Source organism: Mycobacterium venezuelense, from assembly GCF_054919535.1.
Map to the genome: position 1 here is coordinate 121,935 of NZ_JBONDW010000017.1, position 25,848 is coordinate 147,782.

Below are 25,848 nucleotides of genomic sequence, written 5' to 3' on the forward strand. Positions count from 1 at the left end.
GTGCGTGGCGATAGTCGGAGTAGGCATCGATCTGGTTTCCATACCGGAGTTCGCCGAGCAGGTCGATCGGCCGGGAACGGTTTTCGCCGAGACGTTCACGCCAGGTGAGCGCCGGGACGCCGCGGACAAGAGTTCGTCGGCGGCCCGGCACCTGGCGGCTCGGTGGGCAGCCAAAGAGGCCGTCATCAAGGCCTGGTCGAGTTCGCGGTTCTCGAAGCGTCCGGCGTTGCCGGAAGGGATCCACCGCGACATCGAGGTCGTGACCGACATGTGGGGGCGCCCGAAGGTGCGGTTGTCCGGGGACATCGCCAAGCACCTCGAAAGCGTCACCATCCATGTGTCGCTCACGCACGAGGCCGACACCGCCGCCGCGGTCGCCATCATCGAGGAGCCCTAGCCCCGCACCGCGAGCGTGCGTGTCTGCTGCCCGACACGCCGTGATCGGGCAGCATTTCATGCACACTCGTGGCATTCGACAGTGCGGCTAATGTCGTCACCATGAGCGATGTCGTGGAACGGGTGCAGCGGGTATTGCCGTCGGTGCGATCAGATCTGGAGGATCTGGTCCGCATTCAATCGGTGTGGGCCGACCCGGCCAGGCGGGACGAGGTGCACCGCAGCGCCGAAGCGGTGGCGAAGCTGTTGTCCGAAGCCGGTTTCCCTGATGTCCGGATCGTCAGCGAAGGCGGCGCACCGGCCGTCATCGCGCATTTCCCGGCACCGGACGGGGCGCCGACCGTGCTGCTGTACGCCCACCACGATGTACAGCCCGAAGGTGACCCGGCACAGTGGAGTTCCGCGCCATTCGAACCCACGGAGCGCGACGGCCGGCTCTACGGCCGCGGCACCGCCGATGACAAAGCCGGCATCGCAACACATCTCGCCGCAATCAGAGCGTTCGACGGCAAGCCGCCGGTCGGCGTGACGGTGTTCGTCGAAGGTGAAGAGGAATCCGGTTCACCCTCGCTGGGCGCCCTGCTGGCCGCGCACAAAGAGGCGCTGCGAGCCGATGTCATCGTCATCGCCGACTCCGACAACTGGAGCACCGACATCCCCGCACTGACCGTATCGCTGCGCGGATTGGCCGACTGTGTCGTCGAGGTGGCGACGCTCGACCACGGCCTGCACTCGGGCCTGTGGGGTGGCGTGGTGCCCGACGCGCTGAGCGTGCTCGTGCGCCTGCTGGCAAGCCTGCACGATGACGAGGGCAACGTCGCCGTGGCCGGCCTGCACCAGGGTGATGCGGCCGACGTCGATCGCGGCGACGACTGGGTGCGCGCTGAGTCCGGGTTGCTGGACGGCGTCGCCCAGATCGGTTCTGGCTCAGTGGTGCAACGACTTTGGGCCAAGCCCGCCATCACGGTCATCGGGATCGACACCACGCCGATCGACAAGTCGTCGAACACTCTCATCCCGCGAGCACGGGCCAAGGTCAGCATGCGGGTGGCGCCCGGCGGAGACGCTCGCGCTCATCTCGAGGCGCTGACCCGTCATCTTGAACAGCATGCGCCGTGGGGTGCACGCGTGACCGTCACGCCCGGCGATGTCGGCCAGCCCTACGCGATCGATGCGACGGGTCCGGTATATGAGGCTGCCCGCGCAGCGTTTCGCGAGTCCTGGGGCACCGATCCGGTGGACATGGGGATGGGCGGATCGATCCCGTTCATCGCCGAGTTCGCGACCGCCTTCCCGCAGGCCACGATCCTGGTTACCGGGGTGGAAGACCCCGGCACCCAGGCACACAGCATCAACGAGAGCCTGCACCTTGGCGTACTGGAGCGGGCTGCGACGGCCGAGGCGCTCCTGTTGGAGAAACTGGGCGCGCACTGACCGTGGCCGGCAACGCGGGCTGGTTTCTGGCGGGCCTGATCGCGCTGGCCTTCGGCGCGGAAGTGATGGTTCGTGGCGGCGCACAACTCGCGTCGCGGCTCGGGATCAGCCCGATGATGGTCGGATTGACGGTGGTTTCCATCGGGACGAGCCTGCCTGAGCTTGCCGTTGGAGTCACCGCGGCGGTCGAGGGCAGTGGCGAATTGGCCGTCGGCAACATTGCCGGCACAAACGTCGTCAACGTCCTGTTCATTCTCGGCTTGAGTGCCCTGCTGCGGCCATTGGCCATTGAACGCCGGACGCTGCGCTTCGATCTGCCTGCCATGGCCGCGGCTGCGGTGCTGCTGTGGGCGCTCTCGGCAGATGGTGTGTTGTCTCGTCTCGACGGCACCATTCTCGTGGTCGGTGCGCTGGTGTACACCGCGATCCTGGCCTACCTGTCGAGGCAGGAGAGCTGTGATGCCGAAATTCCACCGGCACGACCGCATCTCGGCGAGGCGGACCCGGTGAGCGCTGATGCCTCGCCACCGCCTTCCAGCGCGAGCACCGCACGCCTCATTGCGATGACGGTGGCCGGGATCGGCGTCGTCGTCCTAGGTGCCGAGTGGCTTGTCGATGGCGCAGTCGGATTGGCAAGGGGTTTAGGCGTATCTGACGCCCTCATCGGTCTCACCATCGTCGCGATCGGCACCTCGGCGCCCGAGTTGGTGACGACGCTCGTCTCCACTGTGCGTGGTGAACGCGACATCGCGCTCGGAAATCTGCTGGGCAGCACTGTTTACAACGTTTTGCTCATCCTGGGCGTCACGTGCCTAGTGCCCGCGTACGGCTTGACCCTTAGTCCGGCCCTGGTGTGGATTGACATCCCGATCATGATGGTGGCCGCTTTGGTTTGCATACCGATCTTCTTCTCGGGGCGTCGAGTACACCGCGCCGAGGGTTTCGGAATGGTTGTGGCCTACCTGCTTTACCTGGCGTTCCTGCTGAGCACGCAGGCGTGACGCGACGAAGCCGCCTAGACCGATAGGTCCCGACGGAGCTTGGCAACGTGACCGGTGGCGCGCACGTTGTACTGTGCGACCTCGATCTTGCCCTTCTCGTCGACGACGAACGTCGAGCGGATCACGCCCTGAACGGTTTTGCCGTACATCGTCTTTTCGCCGTACGCGCCCCAGGCCGTCAGCACCTCGCGGTCGGGATCGGACAGCAACGGAAATGTGAGGCCTTCCGCGTCGCGGAACTTGGCCAGTTTGGCGGGCTTGTCGGGGGAGATCCCGATGACGTCGAGCCCGGCGCCGTTGAGTTCGGCGAGGCTGTCGCGAAAGTCGCAGGCCTGCTTGGTGCAACCCGGGGTGGACGCGGCCGGGTAGAAGTACACGATCACCTTGCGGCCCTTGTAGTCGGCGAGCTTGATGGTGTTGCCATCGGCGTCGGGCAGACTGAACGCGGGGGCGGTGTCACCCACCTGCAGGCGGGGGGTTGGCGGCATGCGCGGGTATCCCTTCTTGTCGGCCGGTGCCGTCGACACGGTGCCGGCTGATCTAGGGTAGTGCGGCAGGGCAGCACGACATGGAGCGGCTTAGAGGAGCAAACAGTGGCGAACCGCGATCCGGAGACGATCAAGCAGGACATCGACAAGGCCCGCGATCAATTGGCGTTGACTGTCGACTCGCTGGCAGAACGCGCCAACCCGCAGCGTTTGGCCGACGACGTCAAGGCGGCGGTGATCAGGTTCGTCAAGAAGCCCGTCGTGGCCGCCTCGCTCGCGGGTTTCGGCGCTCTGGTCGTCGTCGTCACGGTCCGACGCATCAAACGCTGACGATCCCGAGAAGCAGTTAGCCCAACGGCCGGTGCGGTGTGTGATCCGCTACCGGCCGTTGTGTTATTGACGTGTTCGTCTCAGCGCCGACGACCGGGCAGGAGCCAGTCAGTCAGCGAGAAACTCGGGGGATTGGCGACGCGTCCGAGACGCCTGCAGCTATGGACCATCAGCGGTTGGTCGGCAGCAACAAAAGCGGAGGTTGACGACGGCGTGGGGTTCGCGCCCCCGGCGGTGGTCATCAGCTAATACCTCGTATCTCGGCATCACTGCCGCGCAGTGCCGAATCATCGAGACTCAGCTAACTTGAGTTTAGCAGCTTGTCTGGTGGCTGACCAGCATATGTAATCCCAGCCGGATTGTAGGCAGTAACTTACGTATACGTCAACGAGGTGTCCATCGTCGGCTACTGCCGCTCGGCGGCTCCGTCCTTGGCACATTTTCTGCGGTATCGGCAAGAATCTGGCGGTACACGACCCGCCGGGCTTTCTGCAAAGGGGAGAGCCGGCCTGAGGCCGGGGTGTGCACTGCGTCGGCCGAATGTTCCGGCAAGGCGGCCAGCGAACGCCGCATGCTCTCGGGCGGGCCTCCCTGTGCCGACCCTGCATGCGCGCGCCTTCGCGGTACCGGCTAGGGTGGCAAGCGAGCTCGGACGTACTGCGAGAAATTTGCTGGATGCGCGCTGCGGGCTGGCGATGAACCGATCTGACCGATTTATTGACGTAACCATCAATCCATTGGCAAACGGCACTTCGTCTGCTATGCACGGCTTTTCCAGCAATGCGTGGCGAATCGGCGACGAAATTAAGATTCGTCGCAGATTATTGTGTGAACGGCTCTTATTCCGAGATCGGTTGCTACCCCATAGGTGTACAGCTAAGGTCGGGTTCAGGTCTGGGTCGGGGAGTCGGACCGGGATCTGAACGGAGCCGCAACACGAATCAATCGTGTGACTAGGGGGATTTTGCCGTGCAGCAAACGATTTCTGAATTTGCCGCCGTAATCACTGGTGCCACCGCAGGCGAAGCCGGGGTCAAAGTTCGCTGGCAGTAGACGACGCTTTCGCAGCGGGTACCCCGTGCGAGTCGCCTTTCACACGATCCTGGAGGTCATATGGCACACGTGAGCGATGAAACCCTCAACGATCTACGTAGGGAACTCAACCGCTTCAAGAGCGAGCAGTACCGCGACCGCGGCTACGCGGCGGCCCACCTAGCCGGTGCGGTGGAGATGTTGTTGGAAGAAGCCGAACAGAGCGTCGGCGACCACTACCGAGCCGGCTGAGCGCCGGCGCGACGCCATGCCTGGCCCAGAAACACCGAAGGCCAGGCATTGTCATGCCTGACCTTCGGTATGTGGTGCGCCGTCAGGGTTTCGAACCCCGGACCCGCTGATTAAGAGTCAGCTGCTCTACCAACTGAGCTAACGGCGCGCGTGTGAGACAATAACAGGACTCGCGGCCAAGCGTGAAATCCGCTGGCCACGCGCTCTGGAGAGACGCTGTCGTCGGACTCTGGTCAGCGTTGCCCTTAGACTATTGCCAAGATTGGTTGATCGACAGCCACGTTATGAGGGGTGGAGCAAAAATGGGGCAGGTGCAGACGGTGGTCCGTCCGCACCGGAATCTCTTCCGGTGGGCGATTGTCGCCATGGTGCCCGCTGTGATGGCCGGTCTCGTGGCCTGTGGGAGGGACGAACCGCAGGGGCCGCCGCCGGTGATCACCGACAAGGGCACGCCGTTCGGTGACCTCCTGGTGCCGCGCGTGAACGCATCGGTCACCGATGGTGCGGTCGGTGTGACCGTCGAATCCCCGGTCACCGTCACCGCTGAGAACGGTGTCCTCGGTGCGGTGTCGATGACCGATGAAGATGGGAACCCGATCGCGGGCAAGATCAGCCCTGACGGCTTGACGTGGTCGACGACCGATCCGTTGGACTACAACGAGCAGTACACGCTCAACGCGTCCTCACTGGGGCTCGGGGGCGTGGCCAATCGCCGGCTGACGTTCGAGACGCACTCGCCCGAGAACCTCACGATGCCGTACGTGCTGCCGAACGACGGTGAAGTCGTCGGTGTCGGACAGCCGCTCGCGATCCGCTTCGACGAGAACATCTCCGATCGGGTCGCGGCGCAGCGGGCGATCACCGTCAAGACCAATCCTCCGGTCGAGGGCGCCTTCTACTGGCTCAACAATCGCGAAGTGCGTTGGCGCCCCGCGCAGTACTGGAAGCCGGGCACGACCGTCGACGTGTCGGTGAACACCTACGGTGTCGAGTTGGGCGACGGACTGTTCGGCCAAGGCAACGTCGAAACCCATTTCAAGGTGGGCGATGAGGTCATCGCCACAGCCGACGACAACACCAAGACGCTGACCGTGCGCCGCAACGGTGAAGTCATCAAGACCATGCCGATCTCGATGGGCAAGAACAGCACCCCCACCAACAACGGCACCTACATCATCGGTGACCGCTACGAGCACCTGGTGATGGATTCGTCGACCTACGGCGTTCCGGTCAACTCGCCCAACGGTTATCGCACCGAGGTCGACTACGCCACCCAGATGTCCTACAGCGGCATCTATGTCCACGGTGCGCCGTGGTCGGTCGGAAGCCAGGGTTACAGCAACGTCAGCCACGGGTGCCTCAACGTGAGCACCTCTAACGCGCGCTGGTTCTACGAGAACACCAAGCGCGGCGACATCGTCGAGGTGGTCAACACCGTCGGCACGGTATTGCCGGGCACCGATGGGCTGGGAGACTGGAACATCCCATGGGAACAGTGGCGGGCCGGTAACGCCAGCACCTGACCGGGCCGGGTTCAACTACCTGTGCGGTAATCGACAGCACGCCCCATCGCGGCGAATCTGGTTGTGTACCAGTTCAACACCGCGAAAGAGGCGAGATGCCCGAGTTCAACGACATCGTTTCGGCGTACCTGAACACCTGGAACGCCACCGACGAAACCGACCGAAAGCAGTTGCTGCACCAGCACTGGTCGCCTGCAGCCACGTATGTCGATCCGCTGGCCGAGGTCAGCGGATACGACGAAATCTCCGGGGCCATCGAAGGCGTACATACGCAGTTTCCGGACTTCGTGTTCAGCCTTGTGGGTGCACCCGACAGTCATCACCGGCAGGTCCGCTTCCAGTGGGGCCTCGGTCCGCGCGACGCCGATCCGCTGGTGATCGGATTCGACGTGCTGACCACTGATGGTGACGGCCGGATCCATACCGTGCTGGGATTCCTCGACAAGGTCCCGACCTGACCTTAACGCACTGAACGTTCCAGTGCCGCAAGCGATTCAGCGATGAACTCCTCGGGGAACGGAGGCATGCCACCGATCTGGTCGGCGAAACTCTGTGGCGTATTGGTCCAGTCGTAGGTGAGGGTCACGTCAGTGCCCGCATCGTTCGGCGACAGGTCGTAACGCCACGTCCAGCCGCCCGGATCGTGGTTGCCCGATTCGTCGAGTTGACCGGGAAGCCACTCGATGGCGCGGTCCTTCTCGAAATCGGTGACCAGGTTGTGCATGACGTAGTGCCCGCCGGCCGCGTCGAGGTACATGTTGATCGCGAAGATCTGGCCGGTCCCGGTGATGGGTTGCGGGTCGATGGCGTCGCGCACCCAGTCACCGGGCTCGGTGTCCTGGTGGCGGGCCGGGTCGGCCAGCAGCGCGAACACCTCGTTGGGAGGTGCGGCGATCGTGCGGGTGACGACGTAGCGGGTGTCGGTCATGCGTTGTCCTCTCCGTAAAGGCGGGCGATGTCGGGACTGTCGAGCCAGCCCGAATAGGTCGGTCGTTTCGGCCAACCCTCGGGCGAATCGAGCCATTCTTCCTGCCGGCCCCAGGGCAGCAGGTCGATGAGTGCGAATGTGTGGCTGAGCTGTTCGGTGCCGCGGCCGTTGGTGTGCCACGTTCGGTACACGGTGCCGCCGTCCCTGAGAAAGACGTTCACCGCGAAACCCTCATTGGGTGGGGCGTCGACGTCGGCTCCGAACGAGCTCTCCGACGACGAATACCAGTCCATCTTGTTGCCGACCTTCGCGCGGTACGCCAGTGCCTCGTCGATCGGACCGTTGGTGACGACGACGAAGCGCGCGTCGTAGTTGTCCAGGAAATCGAGCCGAGTGAACTGCGATGTGAACCCCGTGCAGCCACCGCACTGCCATTCGGCGCCGTCCGTCCACATGTGGTGGTAGGTGATCAGCTGCGACCGGCCCGCGAACACGTCGACCAACCGCACGGGCCCGTCGGCCCCGATCAGCGTGTAATCCGGCAGTTCCACCATCGGGAGCCGCCGCCGGGCAGCCGCAATCGCATCGAGTTCCCGGGTGGCGGCCTTCTCGCGCTTGCGTAGCTCGTCGAGTGCGGCTCGCCAGGTTGTCTGGTCGACCACCAGGGGCATTGCCGTTGTCATCCGTTCCTCCTCGTCGGCGGAGTCAAATGTCGTCCACCGGTATTGACCCACCATGCGGCCAAAACTCATCGCGCACGGTACTGTCCGACGAACGAAGGGTGGCCTAACACTTTTACGGAAGTTTGGAAAGCAGGGGGACACAGAATGAGCGGCCAACGCACCGACGCAGCAGGCCTGCGGCTCCTCGTCATCGGGGCTTCGTCGGGTATTGGGCATGCTGTGGCGACGAGTGCCGCTCAGCGCGGCGCCAAGGTTGCGGTGGCGGCCCGTCGGATCGATCCGCTGAAGTCCTTGGCCGCCACTGTCGGAGGTTCGGCATTCGAACTCGACGTCGAGGACGCCGCCGCCATCAACCGGGTCGTGAGCGCGGCCGCAGACGCGCTTGGCGGTCTGGACGCGGTGGTGTTCACCAGCACAGTGGTTCCATTCGCCTACATCGAGGACACCGACGTGGCGACGTGGCTACACGCGTTCAACGTCAACGCCGTCGGCGCCAACAACGTGTTGCGCGCCGCGCTGCCGCACCTGACCGACAACGGCGTGGTGCTGATCGCCTCGAGTCACGATGTCGGCCGCCCGCGGGCGGGTGTGGCCGCGTACAGCGCGAGTAAGGCCGCCCTCGACGAGATCCTGCACTCGTGGCGCAGCGAGCATCCAGAGCTCTCGATCCTGCGCGTCGGTATCGGACCCACTGAGGACACCGAGATTCTGCGTGGCGCCGACCGTGACCTGCTGGCCCAGCTGTTCGAATCGTGGGTCGAGCATGGACAGCTGCCCGCGCGGATGTCGGCACTCGGCGACGTCGCGAACACCCTGGTGTCACTCGTGACCACCGCGCACGAGAACCCCAGTGTGGTAGCGGAATTCGTCCAGCTGGCGCCGCGCATCAAGAAGCCCGCGGCCGAGACGTCGTAGTCGGGCAGCGTCGTGCAGGCAGGGTTTTATATCCCGAACTTCGGTTGTTGGGGCGATGCCCGGATACTCGGCGACCTCGCTCACGAGGCCGAGGACTGCGGATGGGACGGACTGTTCCTGTGGGATCATCTTCAGGTCATCGAGCCGACGGTTGACCCGTGGATCGCGCTTACGGTGATGGCATTGCGGACCCGACGGCTGCGGTTGGGCACGCTCGTCACACCGGTGCCGCGGCGCCACATCGCCAAGCTTGCGCGCGAAGTCAGCACACTCGACCAGCTCTCGGGTGGCCGCATGATCTTCGGCGCCGGAGCGGGATACGCGCTATTGCCCGATTACGCGGCGTTCGGCGACATCACCGACGCCAGGCAACGCGCGGTCAGGCTCGACGAAGGTCTCGGCGTCCTCGCCGATCTGTGGAGCGGCGCGGCGGTCGATCATCACGGCGAGCATTTCGACGTCACCACAGACGGTTTCGCGCCGCCGGCACAGCGACCCCGGGTGCCGGTGTGGACCGCGGCTACCCATGGCGCGTCGAAACCCCTTGCGCGCGCGGCCCGCTGGGACGGGATGATCTGCGCCGCACAGTACGGATTGGACGTCGAACCTGCCGTTCTGCGGGACATGGTGCAGGCTGTGGAGCGGATACGGGGCGCGACAGCGGGTTTCGACGTCGTCCGGTTCGGCCAGACCGGCGATGCCACAGACAACGCCACCGTCACCGCATGCGCGGAGGCCGGCGCGACGTGGTGGATGGAATACACGTTCCCGACGATCACGACTCTGGAGGCCACCCGCGAACGCCTCCACGCCGGGCCACCACGCGTCTGAGATTGGCACAGCCGTTGCGCGGCACCGACGCAATGGTCGATCCGCGCGACGGATTTCGACCATTGCGTCGGTTTCGACGCTTGGGCTACAGGCGGGTGACGCCGTCGCCGGTCAACTCGCCGGCGACCGCTTCGACCCTCCCCGTCATGGCCAGCAGCAGGGCCTCACCGGATCCGCGTATCTCGGCACCGCGTCCGCCGGCCCAATCGACGTCCGTGGCGATCAGCCGCAGTCCCCGCGTACGTCTGGCACCGCCGATCACCGGGCTGACCCGGGCGTAGGTCAGCGATGCGCGCAGCGCGTCAGTCGGGATGGTGCGGGTGAGGCCGAGCGGGCGTCGGATGTCTTGCTGGTGGACCAGGCATTCGATCAACGCCACCCGCCCGCCGTACAGCGCGCCCGCCCCGGACGGCTCACTATCTCGCATGAGCGCGATGAGCCGTGCGGGTTCGACGTCGGAGAGTGCGTCGAGGGCGCGGGCATTGAGCTTATCGACGTCACCCCCGCACGCGGCCATGTTCAGCACCAGCCGGGGCAGGCTCTGCCCGAGGTAGGCGATCGTGTGGGCAGCCACGTCTCGCACGGTCCACCCGCCGCAGAGGGTGGGGGACTGCCACTGCGCCGGCGAAAGCCCGGCCAACAACTCGGCGAAATCCTCGCGTTCGGCACGGGCCAGGTTTCGGACGTCATCTGGCATGGGGTGAGTGTGCCGGGTGGTCGTACAAACGAAAACGCCGCCTACCTTCGTAGACGGCGTTCCCGATACCGGGGTGGCTGACGGGACTCGAACCCGCGACAGCCAGGATCACAACCTGGTGCTCTACCAACTGAACTACAGCCACCATCGCTGCCAAGCCTATCGGCACACGCAGCGTCGTAGATACTAACCGCTCGGACGCTCTACAGCCGAATCGGTTGTCGTCGCGTCGGCCGACCGTGGGCCGAGCTCACTCGCGATCGCGGCGATTTCGCTGGTAGAGGGCCCGGGCTGGGTTACGAACGCGGTCGCGCGGTAATACTTCAGTTCGCGGATCGATTCGTGGATGTCGGCCAGCGCGCGGTGGGCGAGGCCTTTTTCGGGCTGGCCGAAGTAGATCCGCGGGTACCAACGCCTGCACAGCTCTTTGATCGAGCTCACATCGATCATCCGGTAGTGCAGGTAGTCGTCGAGTTTGGCCATGTCACGGGCGATGAAACCCCGGTCGGTGGCGATCGAGTTGCCGGCAAGCGGCGCGGTCTTGGCTTGTTTGACGTGCCCGCGGATGTAGTCGAGCACCATTTCCTCGGCCGTGGCGAGGTCGACGGTCGACTTCCGCACCTCTTCGATCAGGCCGGATCGGGTGTGCATCTGCTTGACGACGTCGATCATCGAGGTCAGCGCCTCGTCGTCGGTGTGGATCACGACGTCCAGGCCGTCACCGAGGATGTTCAAGTCTGCATCGGTGACCAGCACCGCGATCTCGATGAGACGATCGGACTTGAGGTCAAGGCCCGTCATCTCGCAGTCGATCCATACCAGTTCGTCTCGCACGAAGATCCACAGTATGCCCACGCCCGTCAACCAGCCGCCCATACCCACCGGTTGGCAAGTAGTGTCAGATGCCGACTTGATCGCGCAAACGGGAGGACGCGGCATGACGACCGAATCGACAGCAAACCCCGCGCAGCAGATCGCTGCCGGCTACGCGGTCGAAGGCCAGGCACTGGAGTTGGGCACCGTCGTCGTCGATGGAGCCGCCGATCCCGCTGCCCAGGTGCGCATCCCGCTCGCCACCGTCAACCGGCATGGGCTGATCGCCGGTGCGACCGGTACCGGTAAGACCAAGTCGCTCCAGGTGATCGCCGAGCAGCTATCGGCGGCGGGCGTCCCGGTGTTGATGGCCGACGTCAAGGGCGACCTGTCGGGTCTTTCGAAGCCCGGCGAGACCGGCGAGAAGATCGATGAGCGCGCCAAGGACACGGGTGACAGCTGGGTCCCGACGGCTTATCCGGTCGAGTTCTTGTCGCTGGGAACCGATGGCGTCGGGGTTCCGGTGCGGGCCACGATCACCAGCTTCGGCCCGATCCTTCTGTCAAAGGTTCTGGGGCTCAACACAACCCAGGAATCGACGCTGGGCCTCATCTTTCACTGGGCCGACCAGAAGGGTCTGCCGCTGCTCGACATCAAGGATCTGCGGTCGGTCATTCAGTACCTGACGAGCGATGAGGGCAAGCCCGAACTCAAGGCCCTCGGTGCGGTGTCGACGACCACCGCCGGTGTGATCCTGCGTGCACTCGTCAACCTCGAAGCCGAGGGCGCCGACACGTTCTTCGGTGAGCCCGAGCTGGAGCCGAAGGATCTGCTGCGCGTGGACGCGCAGGGCCGCGGCGTCATCACGCTACTGGAGCTCGGTGCGCAGGCCGCACGGCCGGTGATGTTCTCGACATTCTTGATGTGGGTCCTGGCCGATCTGTTCACGACGCTGCCCGAGGTCGGCGACGTCGACAAACCAAAGCTCGTGTTCTTCTTCGACGAAGCCCACCTGTTGTTCAACGACGCGTCGAAGGCGTTCCTCGAGCAGGTGGAGCAGACGGTCAAGCTGATCCGGTCCAAGGGTGTCGGGGTGTTCTTCTGCACCCAGTTGCCTACCGATGTGCCGAACGAGGTGCTGTCGCAGTTGGGTGCGCGGATTCAACACGCGTTGCGCGCCTTCACACCTGACGATCAGAAGGCGCTGACCAAGACGGTGCGCACCTATCCCAAGACCGATGTCTATGACCTGGAGAAGGCGCTGACGTCGCTCGGGATCGGCGAAGCCGTCGTCACGGTGTTGTCGGAGAAGGGTGCGCCGACGCCAGTGGCCTGGACCCGCATGCGGGCGCCGCGTTCGCTGATGGACACCATCGGGCCGGAGGCCATCACAGCCGGGGCCAAGGCGAGCCCACTTCAGGCGACATACGGCCAGACCGTCGACCGGGATTCGGCCTATGAACGGTTGGCCGCCAAGCTGGCCCCGCCGGAGGGTGGCGAGGCGGGTGGCTTCGCGGGTGTCGAGGCGTCCGGTGACGTCGCGCCCATGCCGGCCCCGGTTCAGCCGGCGGAGCCAGGCTTCTTCGACAAGATGATGGCCAGCCCGGCCTTCAAGAGCGCGATGCGCTCGGCGGGCACGGTCATCGGCCGCGAGATCACCCGCAGCATCTTCGGAACTGGCCGCCGCCGGCGCTGATTCTCACCGGCGAAAAAGGCCTAGCCGCCGCCGAGCTTCTTGTAGACGGCGCCGACGATGGGGGTGACGATGGCCCGCGGCGCATAGCCGCTGGCGACCGACATCGCCTTGGACGTCACGCCGGGAACCACGCGCATCTTGTTCTGTTCCAAGCCATCCAGCGAGAGCTTCGCGGTGTACTCGGTCGAGATCCACAGGAAGTCGGGGATCAGTTTCTCGACGAGCGACTGCTCGGAGGTGTCGGGCAGTGTTTCGCGCACCGGCCCCGGCGCGAGCAGCGTGACATGCACACCGTCGCGCTTGAGTTCGCCGCGCAGCGACTCGCTGAACGTGTTGGCGAAGGCCTTGGATGCCGCGTACGTCGCGTTGTTCGGGATCGGCGAATTGCCTGCCGCCGAGCCGGAAATCAGGATGCCGCCGGCCTTGCGGGCCACCATGCCGGGCAACACCGCGAGCACAAGGTCATGTACGCCAAGGACATTCAGCTGAACCTGGGCTTTTTCGCCGGCGGGGTCGAGGTCCTTGACCGCACCGAACGTCGCGGTGCCGGCATTCGCGCACAGGATCGAGATCTCGCGCGTCGACAGTTCCTCGCACAGTTCGGTCCTGGCCGTCGGGTCGGCCAAATCGACCGCCCGCACCTCGACGGTGACGCCGTAGCGCTCGGTGAGCCGCTGCGCCAGCGACGTCAGCACATCCTCGCGCCGCGCGGTGACGATCAGGTGGTGACCGCGGGCGGCGAGCTCGGTGGCCAACGCTTCGCCGATGTTCTGCGAGGCGCCGGTTACCACGGCGCGGGCGTTCGGATTGGGAGCGGGTACTGGCATCCCGCAATCGTAGAAGCCATAGGGTGGCGGTCATGACCAACCCCGGCCGGGCGCGGGTGCTCGCATGGGCTTTGTGGGACTGTGGCGCGACCGGCCTGAACGCGGTCGTCATCACCTTCGTGTTCGCGGTGTACCTGACCGGGACCGTCGGGGCGGACCTGCCCGGCGACACGACCCCGGCCAGCTGGCTCGGCCGTGCGATGACGATCGCTGGTCTCGTGGTGGCCGTACTGGCACCCGTCACCGGAATCTGGGTCGACTCGCCGCAGCGGCGACGCCGCGTACTGGCGGTGACGACCGGCGCGGCGGTGGTGCTGACGGCTTCCATGAGTCTGATTCGCGACGATCACCGGTATCTGCTGCCTGGATTGGTGCTGTTGGCATGCACGGCGGCGTGCAACGAGCTGGCCACGGTGCCGTACAACGCGATGCTGCGGCAGTTGTCCACACCGGAGACGTCGGGCCGCGTGTCGGGGCTCGGCCTGGCGTTGGGTTACGCGGGCAGCGTCGTGCTGTTGCTGCTGGCCTACGTCGGGTTCATCGCCGGCGACGGCGACACCCGCGGATTGCTGGGTATCCCCGTGGAGGATGGCCAGAACGTCCGGGCGGTCATGCTGCTCGTTGCGGTGTGGTTCGCGCTTTTCGCGCTGCCGTTGTTCATCGTCGTGCCGCGCGTGAGCGACGCCGGGCCGCCCGAACGGGTCGGCTTCGTCGGCGCCTATCGCAAGCTGTGGTCCGAGGTTCGAGGCGAATGGGACCGGGACCGCCACGTGGTCTATTACCTCGTCGCGAGTGCGGTTTTTCGCGACGGGTTGGCCGGGGTGTTCGCGTTCGGTGCCGTGGTCGGCGTCAACGTCTACGGCATCTCAGACGCGAACGTGCTGCTCTTCGGGATCAGCGCCTGCGTGATCGCGGCAATCGGTGCGGTCACCGGTGGGCTGCTCGACGATCGGCTGGGTTCCAAGCCCGTCATCGTCGGATCGCTCATCAGCATGATCGTCGTGGGGCTGACGTTGATGGCGCTGTCGGGGCCGGTGGCCTTCTGGGCGTGCGGGTTGTTGCTGTGCCTGTTCATCGGTCCGACGCTGTCGGCGGCGCGCAATCTGATGCTGCGCATGTCGACCGAAGGTAAAGAGGGCGTGGCGTTCGGTCTTTACACGACCGTGGGTCGTGCGGCGTCGTTCCTGGCGCCGTGGCTGTTCTTCATGTTCATCGACATCTTCGGCACGGATCGGGCCGGCTTGGGCGGCATCGTCCTGGTGTTGGTCGCGGGCCTGGCGGGCATGGTCGCGGTGCGCACGCCCGCCAGGGCCAGCGTCGAACCCCGTACCCGCTAGCCCGAACCCACGCAGATCGTCAGGCCCGACCCGGTGCGGTGCTGGGTTTGGACTCCGTTGACCGTGACCGTGCACGACACCTCGGGGCCGAAGTTGAGAACGCTCACGCTGGCCGTTTCACCGGCCGGCTCGGCGAGCTCCACGGTTTTGCTCCAGGGCAGCAACACGTTGAACTCGGTCTGGAACATGTTGCCGGTGTCCAGGTAGGTGATGTTGATGGCCCGGCCGTCGCCGGCGACCTCGTATGTGACGGTCTCGGTGGCGCCCGGCGTGGTCGTGCCGGTTGGCGGTGTCGTTGCCGGGGGGACAGGTATCGGCCGTGGTACGCGCGATGTCGTCGTCGGCGGGGTGGTGCTCGGCGTACTGAAGCTCGGTTCCGGCGCGATCGGCGGTGCGACGACGGTCTCCTGCCGCGAGCCGTTCGCGATCACCAGGGCGATGACCAGACCGACCACGACGAGTACCGCAAGCGCGGCGAGCACCCACAACCACATGCGCGGTTCGCCGCCCTCGGGTTCCTGCTGCTGCGGCGGTTCACCGGGTGGCGGATAACCCGTGCCGTACTGGCCCGCGCCGTACTGCCCGGTGGCGTACGGGTCGTACCCATAAGGCGGGTACGACGGGAGCTGACGGGTGGTATTCGGCGCAGCAGGGTAGACGCCGTTGTACGGCGGCTGGTTCGCGTACGCCGGATCGGGATAGTCCACGGGATAGCCGGAACCGAGCTGTTGGGTCGGTTCGGACCCGTCACGGCGTGGTGAATCGGTCATGCCCACCTCATGGCTGCAGGGTACCTGTGCGGGTGCTCAGTGCGCTGCGACCGAGTTGGGTCTGGATACCCTTCCAAAGGGCGACACAGGACGGAGGGAGGCTAGTGGACTCGGCGAATCGGCACGTGCGCGTGAATTACGGCGCGTCGTTGTCGCCGGATGCGACTGCGTTCGCGCATCTCGTCGACGACGGCGGCTATCCACGCGCCGTACAGCGGTTCCTGCGTGGCTGGCGAGCGAGTTCGTCGCGCGACGTGGAACTGCCTGTCGTCGGTGCGGTGACGCGGGTCATTCACTCCGCCGATGGTCACTGGCTGGCATGCGAGGTGTCCCCGGAGGGCGGGACTCGCAGCCAGATCTGGGTCGTCACCACCGATCCCGATGATCGTGATGCACGTCGCATCGATTCATGGCCGGCCGACGCGGCCGAGGGCACGGCGGAACTGATCGGGTGGGACGGCACCCACGTGGCGGCCATCCTGACCGGTGAGGACGGCGTCGGCAGCTCGTGTCTGATCGACCCGGCGACCGGTGACGTCGTCGTCCTCGACCGCCGGTCGGGCGGGCGGCTGGTCGACTCCTGGGCGGGTGCGTCGCTCGTGCGCGTCGGCCCGCGCGGTTACCGCGAGCTGATCATGTTGTGGGGCCTGACGGAGATCGCGCTGCTGCCCTACGACCCCGGTTCCACCACCGATATCGGCGTCATTCTGGACGACCATCAGCCCCGCCGGCTCCGTAGCGGTTTCGAGGGCGATGCGACCACGCTGATCGAGCCCGCCAAAATGTACGGGCGGGGTAGCACCGAGGGATATGTGCGGGCACTGATCCGCAGCGAAAACGGTGCCTCGCATGCGCGACTGCTCGAAGTGACGGTGACCGCCGACGGTGTGTCCTACCACGTGGTGGCCGAGCGTCCCGGATACGAACTCGACGAGTTCGTCGTCAGTGACGACTTGTCCACGGTGGCACTGTTGTGGAACATCGACGGCTGCAGTGAGCTGCAGATCCTGCAGTATGCCGATGAGACGCTGTCCGAACCGATTCCGCTCCCCGGGATGGTGGCCAGCGAGCTGAGCATCAGTGCCGGCGGTTCCATGGTGGCCTTGACCGTTCAGGGCCCGTCACTGCCGCCGACCGTCGAACTCGTCGATCCTCGTACGCTCGAATGGGAGCGGATCGATCGGGAACCCAGTTACGGACCACTCACCGGCACACCGACTTTGGCGCGTATCACAGCCCGCGACGGGCTCGAGCTCAACGCGTGGCTCTACGAGCCGGAAGTCGAGCCGATCGGGGCGATGATCTTCCTGCACGGGGGACCGGAGGGACAGTCCCGGCCCGATTACAACGAGTTCTATCCGAAGCTGCTCGATGCCGGGATCGTGGTGCTGACCCCGAACGTGCGCGGATCCGGGGGATTCGGGCGGGCTTTCATGCACGCCGACGACAAGGAGCTGCGTTTCGCGGCCATCGACGATGTCGCGGACTGCGTGCACTATCTCGTCGAGCGCGGTCTGGCGCGCGCCGATCGCATCGCCTGCAGCGGTTGGTCCTACGGGGGCTATCTGACCCAGGCGGCGTTGACGTTCCATCCTGAGTTGTTCGCCGCCGGCATCAGCATCTGCGGCATGAGCGATCTGAATACGTTCTACCGCAACACCGAACCGTGGATCGCAGCCGCGGCCTATCCGAAGTACGGCCACCCCATCGCGGATCGTGAACTGCTGGAGCGGCTTTCGCCATTACTGCGGGCACATGCGCTGACCGCGCCGCTCCTGCTGGTACATGGCGCCAACGACACCAACGTACCGCCGAGCGAATCGCAGCAGATGTACGACGCGCTGCGTGCGCTTGGCCGCGATGTCGAGATGCTGGTGTTCGAGGACGACGGCCACGAGATCATCAAACGCGAGAACCGCGCGGTACTCGTCGACGCCATGGCGCGCTGGCTCACCAAGGCGTTCAGCGGCTAGACCGTCGCCGTCAACGCGGCGATCGTCATCCGTCGCAGCACCTCACGCGACTGTGCTTTGGGTGCAGCGGGTCTCACGCTGTGCGGCGTGGAGTTCAGCAAGCCGAAGGCCGCGTGTGCCATCACCCTGGCGTCTTCCTCGGGCAGGCGCCGGTCGAGTTGCGTGAGCACCGAAACCCAGATCTCGACATACTGGCGCTGAGACCGGCGCACCTGCCGCTTGGCGGCGTCGGGCAGGTGGCCGAGGTCGCGATCCTGAATGCGGATCAGGTCCGATTCGCCGAATGCGAAATCCAGGTGAAAATCGACGAGACCGTCCAGGGCCTCGGCGGGATCGTCGGTTCGCCCGATGACCTCGCGGGCTCCTGCGAGCAGTCGCGTGCTGATCCCGACCAGCAGTTCGACGAGCAGGGCCTCTTTGTTGGGGAAGTGCCGGTAGATGGCAGGCCCGCTGACTCCGACGGCCGCACCGATGTCCTCCAGCCGGACCGCAAGGTAGCCGCGCTCAGCCACCAGTCGTTCGGCAGCGGTGATCAGCTGGCTGCGGCGATCCGACTTGGCCTGGCTTCGGCGCGTCGCGGCGCTGGTGGACATGGCGTCTCCGGAGGGTAGACAACTCGGTTAATCGTGACTAACATACCACGAGTTAGTCGCCATTAACTCAAATGGAGCTGCATGTCATCGCACCGCGACGATCATCTGGAGTTGGTCGCTCAACTGCGCGCCAAACTCGCCACCGCCTCCCTCGGCGGCCCTGAGCGGGCCCGTGAACGCCACGTCAGTAGAGGCAAACTGTTGCCCCGAGACCGGGTGGACGGCCTGCTCGACCCGGGTAGCCCGTTCCTGGAAATCGCTCCGCTGGCCGCCGACGGCATGTACGACGACGAATGTCCCGGCGCCGGGATGATCGCAGGCATCGGGCGGGTCTCGGGCCGCGAGTGCCTGATCGTCGCCAACGATGCGACCGTCAAAGGCGGCACCTACTACCCGATCACGGTCAAAAAGCACCTGCGCGCACAGGAGATCGCGCTGCAGAACAAGCTGCCGTGCATCTACCTCGTCGACTCGGGTGGTGCCTTCCTGCCGCGCCAGGACGAGGTGTTCCCGGATCGCGAGCACTTCGGCCGGATCTTCTACAACCAGGCCACCATGAGCGCGCAGGGCATCGCCCAGATCGCCGCGGTGCTCGGTTCGTGCACGGCCGGTGGCGCGTATGTGCCTGCCATGAGCGACGAGGCGGTCATCGTGCGCAATCAGGGCACGATCTTCCTTGGCGGCCCACCGCTGGTGAAGGCCGCGACCGGGGAAGTGGTGACCGCCGAGGAACTCGGTGGCGGCGACCTGCACTCCAAGACGTCCGGCGTGACGGACCATCTGGCCCATGACGACCGCGATGCGCTGCGTATCGTGCGCAACATCGTGACGACGCTCGGCCCGGCCGAAGACCCGCCGTGGGGCACGGAACCGACGGTTGACGCGGTCGCCGACCAGAACGAGCTCTATGACGTCGTGCCGGTGGACGCGCGGGTCCCCTACGACGTGCACGAGGTCATCACCCGCATCGTCGACGGCGGACAGTTCAACGAGTTCAAGGCCGAATACGGCGCCACCCTAGTCACCGGCTTCGCCCGCATTCATGGCCATCCCGTCGGCATCGTCGCCAACAACGGTGTGCTCTTCGGCGAATCCGCGCTCAAGGGAGCACATTTCATCGAGCTGTGCGACAAGCGCAAGACCCCGCTGTTGTTCCTGCAGAACATCTCGGGGTTCATGGTCGGTCGTGACTACGAGGCCGGCGGTATCGCCAAACACGGCGCCAAGATGGTCACCGCCGTGGCCTGCGCGCGGGTGCCAAAACTGACCGTGGTGATCGGCGGCTCCTACGGCGCGGGCAACTACTCGATGTGCGGGCGCGCGTACTCGCCGCGGTTCCTGTGGATGTGGCCCAACGCGAGGATCTCGGTGATGGGCGGTGAACAAGCCGCCTCGGTGCTGGCCACGGTGCGCGGCGAGATGACCGAGGAGCAGGCCGAGGAATTCAAGGCGCCGATCCGCGCGCAGTACGAACACCAGGGCAACCCGTACTACTCCACGGCGCGGCTCTGGGACGACGGCGTGATCGATCCCGCCGACACCAGAACCGTGCTCGGACTGGCTCTTTCGGTTGTTGGCCAGGCTCCGCTCGAGCCGGTCTCCTACGGCGTATTCCGGATGTGAGGCATGAGTTCTTCGGTATTTGACACTGTCCTGGTGGCCAACCGCGGTGAAATCGCCGTTCGCGTCATCCGCACGTTGCGCGCCATGGGGATCCGTTCGGTCGCGGTGTTCAGCGACGCCGATGCCGGTGCCCGGCATGTCGCCGAGGCGGACGTCGCGGTGTGCATCGGCCCGGCCGCCGCCCGGCAGAGTTATCTCAAGATTGACGCCGTCGTCGACGCCGCCCGACGGACCGGGGCGCAGGCCGTGCACCCCGGGTACGGATTCCTTTCCGAGAATGCCGATTTCGCGGCCGCCCTGCAGGATGCCGGCATCGTGTTCATCGGACCGCCCGCGTCGGCGATCGCCACGATGGGCGACAAGATCGCGGCCAAGGCCGCGGTGTCGGCATTCGGTGTTCCTGTGGTACCCGGAATCTCGCGTCCCGGCCTGACCGACGAGGACCTGATCGCCGGGGCCGACGAGGTCGGCTACCCGGTGCTGGTCAAACCGTCAGCCGGTGGCGGCGGCAAGGGTATGCGGGTGGTCGAGCGGGCAGCTGACCTACCTGCCGCCCTGGTCAGTGCTCGCCGTGAGGCGGGCGCCGCGTTCGGCGACGACACGCTGTTTCTCGAACGATTCGTGTTGCGGCCCCGCCACATCGAAGTGCAGGTGCTCGCCGACGCTCAGGGCAACGTCATCCATCTCGGCGAACGGGAATGCAGCCTGCAACGCCGCCACCAGAAGGTCATCGAGGAAGCGCCGTCTCCGCTGCTCGACGCCGCCACCCGGGAACGGATCGGCGCCGCGGCCTGCGACACCGCGCGTAGTGTCGACTACACGGGTGCGGGCACGGTGGAGTTCATCGTCTCCGCCGACCGGCCCGACGAGTTCTTCTTCATGGAGATGAACACCCGCCTGCAGGTCGAGCACCCGGTGACCGAAATGGTCACCGGCATCGATCTCGTCGAGCAGCAGATCCGGATCGCCGGCGGTGACAAGCTCGCGATCGGCCAGGACGACATCGTCATGACCGGACACGCTGTCGAGGCCCGGGTGTACGCCGAAGACCCCGCCAACGGATTCCTTCCGACCGGGGGACCGGTGCTCGCGCTCAGTGAGCCCGGCGGGGCCGGGGTTCGGGTCGATTCCGGGCTTGCGGCGGGAACGGTGATCGGCAGCGACTACGACCCGATGTTGTCGAAGGTCATCGCACACGCCGACAACCGAGCGGGTGCCCTGCAGCGGCTCGACCGCGCGCTCGCCGACACCGCCGTCCTCGGCGTCACCACGAACATCGAGTTCCTGCGCTTCCTGTTGGCCGATCGCGACGTCGCGGCCGGGCGGCTCGACACCGGTCTGCTCGATCGCCGCGCACCTGACTTCAGCAGCGGCGAGGCCGGTGACCAGGAGCTCATCGCTGCCGCGGCATACAAGTGGGTACGGCACTGGACCGCGGCCGGTGACAACCTGTGGCAGCTGCCGTCCGGCTGGCGAACGGGTGAGCGTGCCCCCGCCGCCTTCCGGCTGCGGGCCGCCGGGCGCACCGATCACGTGTATCTGACGGGCACCCCGCGCCACGCCACCGCTGCCGTCGAACACGGCGAAACCCACACGGTCAGTGCGAATCTCGGCAGCGGCCGGCTGACCGTCACGCTGGACGGGTTGCGAACCGAGTACCTCGTCGCAGTCAGTGACGGCCAGATCTGGCTGTCCGGTGGCGGGCGCACGTTCCTCGTCGAGGAAGTGCGTGAGGCGCCGGTACGCCCCGACGACGAACACAGCGGCGACGCCGAACTCGTCAGCCCGATGCCGGGATCGGTTGTCGCCGTTGGGGTCGACAGTGGTGCCGAGGTCGCCGCCGGAACCGTTGTCGTCACGGTCGAGGCCATGAAGATGGAGCACGCGCTGGCCGCACCGGTCGATGGTGTGGCCGAACTACTCGTCGCCGTCGGCGACCAGGTCAAGGTGGGTCAACCGCTGGCCCGAATCACCGCTCACCCACAGGAGAACCAGCCATGAGCGATTTTCTGTCAACCGGCTCGCTGCCGGACGATTACGCCCAGCTCGCCAAGACGGTCCGCGATTTCGCGCAGACCGTGGTTGCGCCCGTCGCCGCCAAACACGATGAGGAGCACTCGTTCCCGTACGAGGTGGTTGCGGGCATGGCCGACATGGGCCTGTTCGGTCTGCCGTTCCCCGAAGAGTACGGCGGCATGGGCGGCGACTACTTCGCGCTGTGCCTGGCCCTTGAGGAACTCGGCAAGGTCGACCAGAGCGTGGCGATCACGCTGGAGGCCGGGGTGTCGCTCGGTGCGATGCCGGTGTACCGCTTCGGCAATGAGGCGCAGAAGCAGGAGTGGCTGCCCTTGCTCGCGAGCGGCAAGGCGTTGGGCGCATTCGGGCTGACCGAGGCCGGTGGCGGCAGCGACGCAGGCGCAACTAGGACCAACGCCCGCCTCGACGACGGTCATTGGGTGATCAACGGCTCCAAGCAGTTCATCACCAATTCGGGCACCGACATCACCAAGCTGGTGACGGTCACCGCGGTGACGGGCGAGAAGCCCGACGGCAAGAAGGAGATCTCGTCGATCCTTGTGCCGGTGCCCATCGACGGCTTCACCGCAGAACCGGCCTACAACAAGGTCGGCTGGAATGCCTCGGACACCCACCCGCTGAGCTTCGACGACGTCCGGGTGCCACAGGAGAACCTGCTCGGGGAACGCGGCCGCGGCTATGCCAACTTCCTGCGCATCCTCGACGAGGGCCGCATCGCGATCGCGGCGCTGTCGGTCGGTGTGGCACAGGGCTGCGTCGACGAGTGCGTCCGCTACGCCAAGGAACGTCAGGCATTCGGCGCTGCCATCGGCACCTATCAGGCGATCGCGTTCAAGATCGCCCGGATGGAGGCACGGGCGCACACGGCCCGCGCGGCCTACTACGACGCTGCCTCGCTGATGCTGGCCGGTAAGCCGTTCAAGAAGGCGGCCTCGGTGGCCAAACTGGTATCCAGTGAGGCCGCGATGGACAACGCGCGCGACGCCACCCAGATCTTCGGCGGCTACGGGTTCATGAACGAATACCCGGTGGCGAGGCACTACCGTGACAGCAAGATCCTCGAAATCGGGGAAGGGACAACGGAAGTGCAGCTCATGCTGATCGCGCGGGAGGCGGGCCTGTGAGCGAACCGAGAATCGTCGAGCAGCGCGGGCTGTGGTTCGAGGAGTTCGAGACCGGGGTGCGGTACCTGCACCGGCCCGGGCGCACCATCACCGAAGCCGACAACGTGCTGTTCACCACGCTCACCATGAATACTCAGGCGCTGCACCTCGACGCGGCCTTCTCCGACGCGCTGCCGCCGTTCAACCAGCGGCTGGTGAACTCGATGTTCACGCTGTCCACGCTCGTCGGGCTTTCGGTCGCCCAGCTGACCCAGGGGACCATCGTCGGCAATCTCGGATTCTCCGAAATCTCGTTCCCCAAACCGCTTTTCCATGGCGACACGCTTTACGCCGAAACCGAGATCACCGACAAGCGGGCGTCCAAGAGCCGGCCGGGGGAGGGCATCGTGACCTTCGCCCACACCGGCCGCAACCAGCACGGCGACATCGTCGCCACCGCGTCGCGCAAGACCATGGTCCGGATGCGCCCGGCGGAGGAGGCATAGTGGCACTGGCGAATACCGGACCGGGTTGGCTGTTTTGTCCGGCCGATCGGCCGGAGCGGTTCGAAAAGGCCGCGGCGGCAGCCGATGTGGTGATCCTCGACCTCGAAGACGGCGTCGCGGCCAAGGACCGGGAGGCCGCGCGGCAGGCGCTGCTCGACACCCGGCTCGACCCGTCCCGCACGGTCGTTCGGATCAATCCGACCACCACCTCCGACCACGAACTCGACCTGAAGGCCGTTGCGGCCACCGACTACACGACGGTCATGCTGGCCAAGTCCGAACATCCCGACCAAGTGCGGGCGTTGGCACCGCTTGACGTCGTCGTGCTCATCGAGACACCGCTCGCCGCGCTCAACGTCGTGCAGCTGGTCCAGCCCGACAACGCGTTCGCGGTGATGTGGGGCGCGGAGGACCTATTCGCGGTCACGGGCGGCACAGCAAACCGGCGTGCCGACGGCAGCTACCGCGACGTCGCCCAGCATGTGCGGTCGCAGACCCTGCTGGCGGCCAAGGCGTACGGCCGGATGGCGCTGGACTCGGTGTACCTCGACATCAAGGATCTCGCGGGGCTGCGGGTTGAGGCCGACGACGCGGTCGCGGTCGGATTCGACGCCAAAGTGGCCATCCATCCGACCCAGGTCGCGGTCATCCGGGCGGCGTACGAGCCGACCGCTGAGCAGGCCGAATGGGCGCGACACGTACTCGCCGAAGCTCGCGTTCAGCGGGGCGTGTTCCAGTTCGGGGGCATAATGGTGGATGCCCCAGTGCTGCGACGTGCCGAGCGGATTGTCCAGCTAGCGCCACACCCAGGCGACTAGTCGGCAGCCCCTCACCAGGGGTTATGCTCGTACCGCCGCTGCGCTGAGCACCTCACGGAATGGCGGCGCAACATGCCGTCACCGACAAGGAGGCGGTATGGCCATTGGTATTGAGCCTGTTGAGCTCGAGCTGGATCCGGTGCGGCTGGTCGACGCCGACGGATCACCCACCACGGAAACTCGCTACAGCCGCGAGCTACCTCCCGAAACTCTGGCGTGGCTCTACGAGTCGATGGTCGTCGCGCGCGACCTCGACACCGAGTTCGTCAATCTGCAACGTCAGGGCGAGCTCGCGCTGTTCGCGTCGTGCCGAGGCCAGGAGGCCGCCCAGATCGGCGCGGCGGCGTGCCTGCGCAAAACCGATTGGCTGTTTCCGCAATACCGCGAGATCGGCGCATTCCTGCTGCGCGGCATCACTCCGGGCCAGATGGGTGCGGTGTGGCGCGGCAAATGGCACGGCGGCCTCGAGTTCACCAGCAAGTGCGTCGCACCCATCGCCATCCCCATCGGCACCCACGGACTGCATGCGGTCGGCGCGGCGATGGCCGCGCAGCGCCTCGGCGAGGATTCCGTGACGGTCGCGTTCCTCGGTGACGGCGCCACCAGCGAGGGCGACGCCCATGAGGCGCTCAACCTCGCATCGGTGTTCGACGCACCGTGCGTGTTCTTCGTGCAGAACAACCAGTGGGCGATCTCGGTGCCCGTCAGCCGGCAACAAGCCGGGCCTTCGATCGCCCACCGCGCCATCGGCTACGGCATGCCCGGTATCCGGGTCGACGGTAACGATGTACTCGCCTGCTACGCCGTGATGGCCGAGGCTGCCGAGCGAGCCCGCCACGGTGGTGGGCCGACATTGATCGAGGCGATCACCTATCGCATGGGGCCGCACACCACGTCCGACGATCCGACCCGTTACCGCTCGGCCGACGAGGTAGACGAGTGGCGGGCGCGCGATCCGATCGCGCGGTACCGAACGTATCTGGAGTCTGTCGGGGTGTGGTCGGAACGGCTGCAGGAACGCGTAGCGGCGCGATCGGCGCGGCTGTGCTCGGAGCTGCGCGAGACGATGGTCGGCGCGGCCGATTTCGATCCCGCCGAGATGTTCGACAGCGTCTACGCCGAGATAACCCCGGATCTCGCGCGGCAACGGGATCAGCTGCTCGCGGAACTGGCGAAGGAGGCATGACATGACTCAGATCATCGACCGGCCTGCCGCTCAAGGTGATTCGCCGGAACCGTGGG

Annotated in this window: 26 protein-coding genes and 2 tRNA genes; 18 read left to right on the forward strand and 10 right to left on the reverse strand. The window is 65.9% G+C overall.

All coding sequences use genetic code 11. The features are described 5' to 3' along the window. The first annotated feature begins 4 nt into the window (after positions 1-4). The 3 genes from acpS (at position 5) to ACRCUN_RS25090 (ending at position 2,831) form a co-directional block, all read left to right on the forward strand. Positions 5-397 (forward strand): holo-ACP synthase AcpS, encoded by a 393-nt coding sequence (gene acpS, locus ACRCUN_RS25080; RefSeq protein ID WP_462144323.1) that lies wholly within the window; start codon positions 5-7, stop codon positions 395-397. A 101-nt stretch (positions 398-498) separates the two neighbouring features. Then, on the forward strand, positions 499-1,830 hold the full coding sequence (locus tag ACRCUN_RS25085; RefSeq protein WP_462144324.1) for a dipeptidase: 1,332 nt from the start codon (positions 499-501) through the stop codon (positions 1,828-1,830). Positions 1,831-1,832: 2 nt separating this feature from the next. Continuing rightward, entirely contained in the window at positions 1,833-2,831 is a 999-nt protein-coding gene (locus ACRCUN_RS25090; RefSeq protein ID WP_462144325.1) for a calcium/sodium antiporter, read from the forward strand. 14 nt (positions 2,832-2,845) lie between these two features. Here ACRCUN_RS25090 and bcp read toward each other — a convergent pair whose 3' ends face one another. Continuing rightward, complete coding sequence (gene bcp / locus ACRCUN_RS25095) at positions 2,846-3,319, reverse strand: thioredoxin-dependent thiol peroxidase (protein ID WP_462144326.1); 474 nt, start codon at positions 3,317-3,319, stop codon at positions 2,846-2,848. A gap of 105 nt (positions 3,320-3,424) precedes the next feature. On the opposite strand from bcp, the gene ACRCUN_RS25100 reads away from it, so the two are divergent. Further along, on the forward strand, positions 3,425-3,649 hold the full coding sequence (locus ACRCUN_RS25100) for a DUF3618 domain-containing protein (protein ID WP_462144327.1): 225 nt from the start codon (positions 3,425-3,427) through the stop codon (positions 3,647-3,649). 1,122 nt (positions 3,650-4,771) lie between these two features. Beyond that, positions 4,772-4,933 carry a hypothetical protein gene (locus ACRCUN_RS25105; RefSeq protein ID WP_462144377.1) on the forward strand — a complete coding sequence of 54 codons (162 nt, stop codon included), beginning with the start codon at positions 4,772-4,774 and terminating at the stop codon, positions 4,931-4,933. Between the two features lie 72 nt (positions 4,934-5,005). Here ACRCUN_RS25105 and ACRCUN_RS25110 read toward each other — a convergent pair. Next, a tRNA-Lys gene (locus ACRCUN_RS25110) sits at positions 5,006-5,081 on the reverse strand. A gap of 154 nt (positions 5,082-5,235) precedes the next feature. On the opposite strand from ACRCUN_RS25110, the gene ACRCUN_RS25115 reads away from it, so the two are divergent. Beyond that, positions 5,236-6,456, forward strand: coding sequence for a L,D-transpeptidase (locus tag ACRCUN_RS25115; protein WP_462144328.1), 1,221 nt, complete (start codon positions 5,236-5,238; stop codon positions 6,454-6,456). Positions 6,457-6,551: 95 nt separating this feature from the next. Beyond that, positions 6,552-6,914, forward strand: coding sequence for a nuclear transport factor 2 family protein (locus tag ACRCUN_RS25120; protein ID WP_462144329.1), 363 nt, complete (start codon positions 6,552-6,554; stop codon positions 6,912-6,914). A 2-nt stretch (positions 6,915-6,916) separates the two neighbouring features. Here the strand turns inward: ACRCUN_RS25120 and ACRCUN_RS25125 are convergent, their stop codons facing one another. Further along, positions 6,917-7,384: an SRPBCC family protein gene (locus ACRCUN_RS25125; protein WP_462144330.1), complete on the reverse strand. Its 468-nt coding sequence runs from the start codon at positions 7,382-7,384 to the stop codon at positions 6,917-6,919. Next, on the reverse strand, positions 7,381-8,067 hold the full coding sequence (locus ACRCUN_RS25130; protein ID WP_462144331.1) for a DUF899 domain-containing protein: 687 nt from the start codon (positions 8,065-8,067) through the stop codon (positions 7,381-7,383). The genes ACRCUN_RS25125 and ACRCUN_RS25130 overlap by 4 nt, the downstream gene beginning before the upstream one ends. A 144-nt stretch (positions 8,068-8,211) precedes the next feature. Here ACRCUN_RS25130 and ACRCUN_RS25135 point away from each other — a divergent pair, with 144 nt between their 5' ends. After that, a complete protein-coding gene (locus ACRCUN_RS25135) occupies positions 8,212-8,982 on the forward strand; it encodes an SDR family oxidoreductase (RefSeq protein WP_462144332.1) in 771 nt (256 codons plus the stop codon). Between the two features lie 12 nt (positions 8,983-8,994). Beyond that, positions 8,995-9,813, forward strand: a complete 819-nt coding sequence (locus ACRCUN_RS25140) for an LLM class flavin-dependent oxidoreductase (RefSeq protein WP_462144333.1) — start codon at positions 8,995-8,997, stop codon at positions 9,811-9,813. Between the two features lie 85 nt (positions 9,814-9,898). Here ACRCUN_RS25140 and ACRCUN_RS25145 read toward each other — a convergent pair whose 3' ends face one another. The 3 genes from ACRCUN_RS25145 to orn form a co-directional block, all read right to left on the reverse strand. Next, the gene (locus ACRCUN_RS25145) at positions 9,899-10,510 is read right to left on the reverse strand and encodes a maleylpyruvate isomerase family mycothiol-dependent enzyme (RefSeq protein ID WP_462144334.1); all 612 of its coding nucleotides are present in this window, start codon (positions 10,508-10,510) and stop codon (positions 9,899-9,901) included. A 72-nt stretch (positions 10,511-10,582) separates the two neighbouring features. Then, positions 10,583-10,655: transfer RNA gene (locus ACRCUN_RS25150), tRNA-His, on the reverse strand. Between the two features lie 41 nt (positions 10,656-10,696). After that, positions 10,697-11,344, reverse strand: a complete 648-nt coding sequence (gene orn / locus ACRCUN_RS25155) for an oligoribonuclease (RefSeq protein WP_462144335.1) — start codon at positions 11,342-11,344, stop codon at positions 10,697-10,699. A 103-nt stretch (positions 11,345-11,447) separates the two neighbouring features. On the opposite strand from orn, the gene ACRCUN_RS25160 reads away from it, so the two are divergent. Further along, positions 11,448-13,019, forward strand: a complete 1,572-nt coding sequence (locus ACRCUN_RS25160) for a helicase HerA-like domain-containing protein (protein ID WP_462144336.1) — start codon at positions 11,448-11,450, stop codon at positions 13,017-13,019. A 20-nt stretch (positions 13,020-13,039) separates the two neighbouring features. Here the strand turns inward: ACRCUN_RS25160 and cmrA are convergent, their stop codons facing one another. Then, positions 13,040-13,846: a mycolate reductase gene (cmrA, locus tag ACRCUN_RS25165; RefSeq protein WP_462144337.1), complete on the reverse strand. Its 807-nt coding sequence runs from the start codon at positions 13,844-13,846 to the stop codon at positions 13,040-13,042. Between the two features lie 32 nt (positions 13,847-13,878). Between cmrA and ACRCUN_RS25170 the strand changes: the two genes are divergently transcribed. Further along, a complete protein-coding gene (locus ACRCUN_RS25170) occupies positions 13,879-15,183 on the forward strand; it encodes an MFS transporter (protein ID WP_462144338.1) in 1,305 nt (434 codons plus the stop codon). Here the strand turns inward: ACRCUN_RS25170 and ACRCUN_RS25175 are convergent. Further along, the gene (locus ACRCUN_RS25175) at positions 15,180-15,953 is read right to left on the reverse strand and encodes an MmpS family transport accessory protein (protein ID WP_462144339.1); all 774 of its coding nucleotides are present in this window, start codon (positions 15,951-15,953) and stop codon (positions 15,180-15,182) included. The two genes, ACRCUN_RS25170 and ACRCUN_RS25175, sit on opposite strands and share 4 nt — an antisense overlap. A 104-nt stretch (positions 15,954-16,057) precedes the next feature. Here ACRCUN_RS25175 and ACRCUN_RS25180 point away from each other — a divergent pair, with 104 nt between their 5' ends. Then, on the forward strand, positions 16,058-17,926 hold the full coding sequence (locus tag ACRCUN_RS25180; RefSeq protein WP_462144340.1) for an alpha/beta hydrolase family protein: 1,869 nt from the start codon (positions 16,058-16,060) through the stop codon (positions 17,924-17,926). Here ACRCUN_RS25180 and ACRCUN_RS25185 read toward each other — a convergent pair. Next, positions 17,923-18,519, reverse strand: a complete 597-nt coding sequence (locus tag ACRCUN_RS25185) for an SACE_7040 family transcriptional regulator (protein ID WP_462144341.1) — start codon at positions 18,517-18,519, stop codon at positions 17,923-17,925. The genes ACRCUN_RS25180 and ACRCUN_RS25185 overlap by 4 nt on opposite strands. 81 nt (positions 18,520-18,600) lie before the next feature. On the opposite strand from ACRCUN_RS25185, the gene ACRCUN_RS25190 reads away from it, so the two are divergent. From ACRCUN_RS25190 to pdhA, 6 genes are all read left to right on the forward strand, one after another. Continuing rightward, positions 18,601-20,142: a carboxyl transferase domain-containing protein gene (locus ACRCUN_RS25190; RefSeq protein ID WP_462144342.1), complete on the forward strand. Its 1,542-nt coding sequence runs from the start codon at positions 18,601-18,603 to the stop codon at positions 20,140-20,142. 3 nt (positions 20,143-20,145) lie between these two features. Further along, entirely contained in the window at positions 20,146-22,143 is a 1,998-nt protein-coding gene (locus ACRCUN_RS25195) for an acetyl/propionyl/methylcrotonyl-CoA carboxylase subunit alpha (protein ID WP_462144343.1), read from the forward strand. Then, the gene (locus ACRCUN_RS25200; RefSeq protein ID WP_462144344.1) at positions 22,140-23,303 is read left to right on the forward strand and encodes an acyl-CoA dehydrogenase family protein; all 1,164 of its coding nucleotides are present in this window, start codon (positions 22,140-22,142) and stop codon (positions 23,301-23,303) included. Before ACRCUN_RS25195 ends, ACRCUN_RS25200 begins: the two co-directional genes overlap by 4 nt. Continuing rightward, a complete protein-coding gene (locus ACRCUN_RS25205) occupies positions 23,300-23,788 on the forward strand; it encodes a MaoC family dehydratase (protein ID WP_462144345.1) in 489 nt (162 codons plus the stop codon). Before ACRCUN_RS25200 ends, ACRCUN_RS25205 begins: the two co-directional genes overlap by 4 nt. Further along, entirely contained in the window at positions 23,788-24,606 is an 819-nt protein-coding gene (locus ACRCUN_RS25210; RefSeq protein ID WP_462144346.1) for an HpcH/HpaI aldolase/citrate lyase family protein, read from the forward strand. The genes ACRCUN_RS25205 and ACRCUN_RS25210 overlap by 1 nt, the downstream gene beginning before the upstream one ends. A 97-nt stretch (positions 24,607-24,703) precedes the next feature. Further along, on the forward strand, positions 24,704-25,792 hold the full coding sequence (gene pdhA, locus ACRCUN_RS25215) for a pyruvate dehydrogenase (acetyl-transferring) E1 component subunit alpha (RefSeq protein ID WP_462144347.1): 1,089 nt from the start codon (positions 24,704-24,706) through the stop codon (positions 25,790-25,792). The last annotated feature ends 56 nt before the right edge of the window (positions 25,793-25,848 follow it).

Coding starts and splice junctions, on each gene's coding strand:
- ACRCUN_RS25195 (WP_462144343.1), top strand. CDS start 20,146: ATGAGTTCTTCGGTATTTGACACTGTCCTGGTGGCCAACCGCGGTGAA.
- ACRCUN_RS25135 (WP_462144332.1), top strand. CDS start 8,212: ATGAGCGGCCAACGCACCGACGCAGCAGGCCTGCGGCTCCTCGTCATC.
- ACRCUN_RS25200 (WP_462144344.1), top strand. CDS start 22,140: ATGAGCGATTTTCTGTCAACCGGCTCGCTGCCGGACGATTACGCCCAG.
- ACRCUN_RS25160 (WP_462144336.1), top strand. CDS start 11,448: ATGACGACCGAATCGACAGCAAACCCCGCGCAGCAGATCGCTGCCGGC.
- ACRCUN_RS25175 (WP_462144339.1), bottom strand. CDS start 15,953: ATGACCGATTCACCACGCCGTGACGGGTCCGAACCGACCCAACAGCTC.
- ACRCUN_RS25085 (WP_462144324.1), top strand. CDS start 499: ATGAGCGATGTCGTGGAACGGGTGCAGCGGGTATTGCCGTCGGTGCGA.
- ACRCUN_RS25185 (WP_462144341.1), bottom strand. CDS start 18,519: ATGTCCACCAGCGCCGCGACGCGCCGAAGCCAGGCCAAGTCGGATCGC.
- ACRCUN_RS25120 (WP_462144329.1), top strand. CDS start 6,552: ATGCCCGAGTTCAACGACATCGTTTCGGCGTACCTGAACACCTGGAAC.
- cmrA (WP_462144337.1), bottom strand. CDS start 13,846: ATGCCAGTACCCGCTCCCAATCCGAACGCCCGCGCCGTGGTAACCGGC.
- ACRCUN_RS25115 (WP_462144328.1), top strand. CDS start 5,236: ATGGGGCAGGTGCAGACGGTGGTCCGTCCGCACCGGAATCTCTTCCGG.
- pdhA (WP_462144347.1), top strand. CDS start 24,704: ATGGCCATTGGTATTGAGCCTGTTGAGCTCGAGCTGGATCCGGTGCGG.
- bcp (WP_462144326.1), bottom strand. CDS start 3,319: ATGCCGCCAACCCCCCGCCTGCAGGTGGGTGACACCGCCCCCGCGTTC.
- ACRCUN_RS25125 (WP_462144330.1), bottom strand. CDS start 7,384: ATGACCGACACCCGCTACGTCGTCACCCGCACGATCGCCGCACCTCCC.
- ACRCUN_RS25145 (WP_462144334.1), bottom strand. CDS start 10,510: ATGCCAGATGACGTCCGAAACCTGGCCCGTGCCGAACGCGAGGATTTC.
- ACRCUN_RS25190 (WP_462144342.1), top strand. CDS start 18,601: ATGTCATCGCACCGCGACGATCATCTGGAGTTGGTCGCTCAACTGCGC.
- ACRCUN_RS25130 (WP_462144331.1), bottom strand. CDS start 8,067: ATGACAACGGCAATGCCCCTGGTGGTCGACCAGACAACCTGGCGAGCC.
- ACRCUN_RS25170 (WP_462144338.1), top strand. CDS start 13,879: ATGACCAACCCCGGCCGGGCGCGGGTGCTCGCATGGGCTTTGTGGGAC.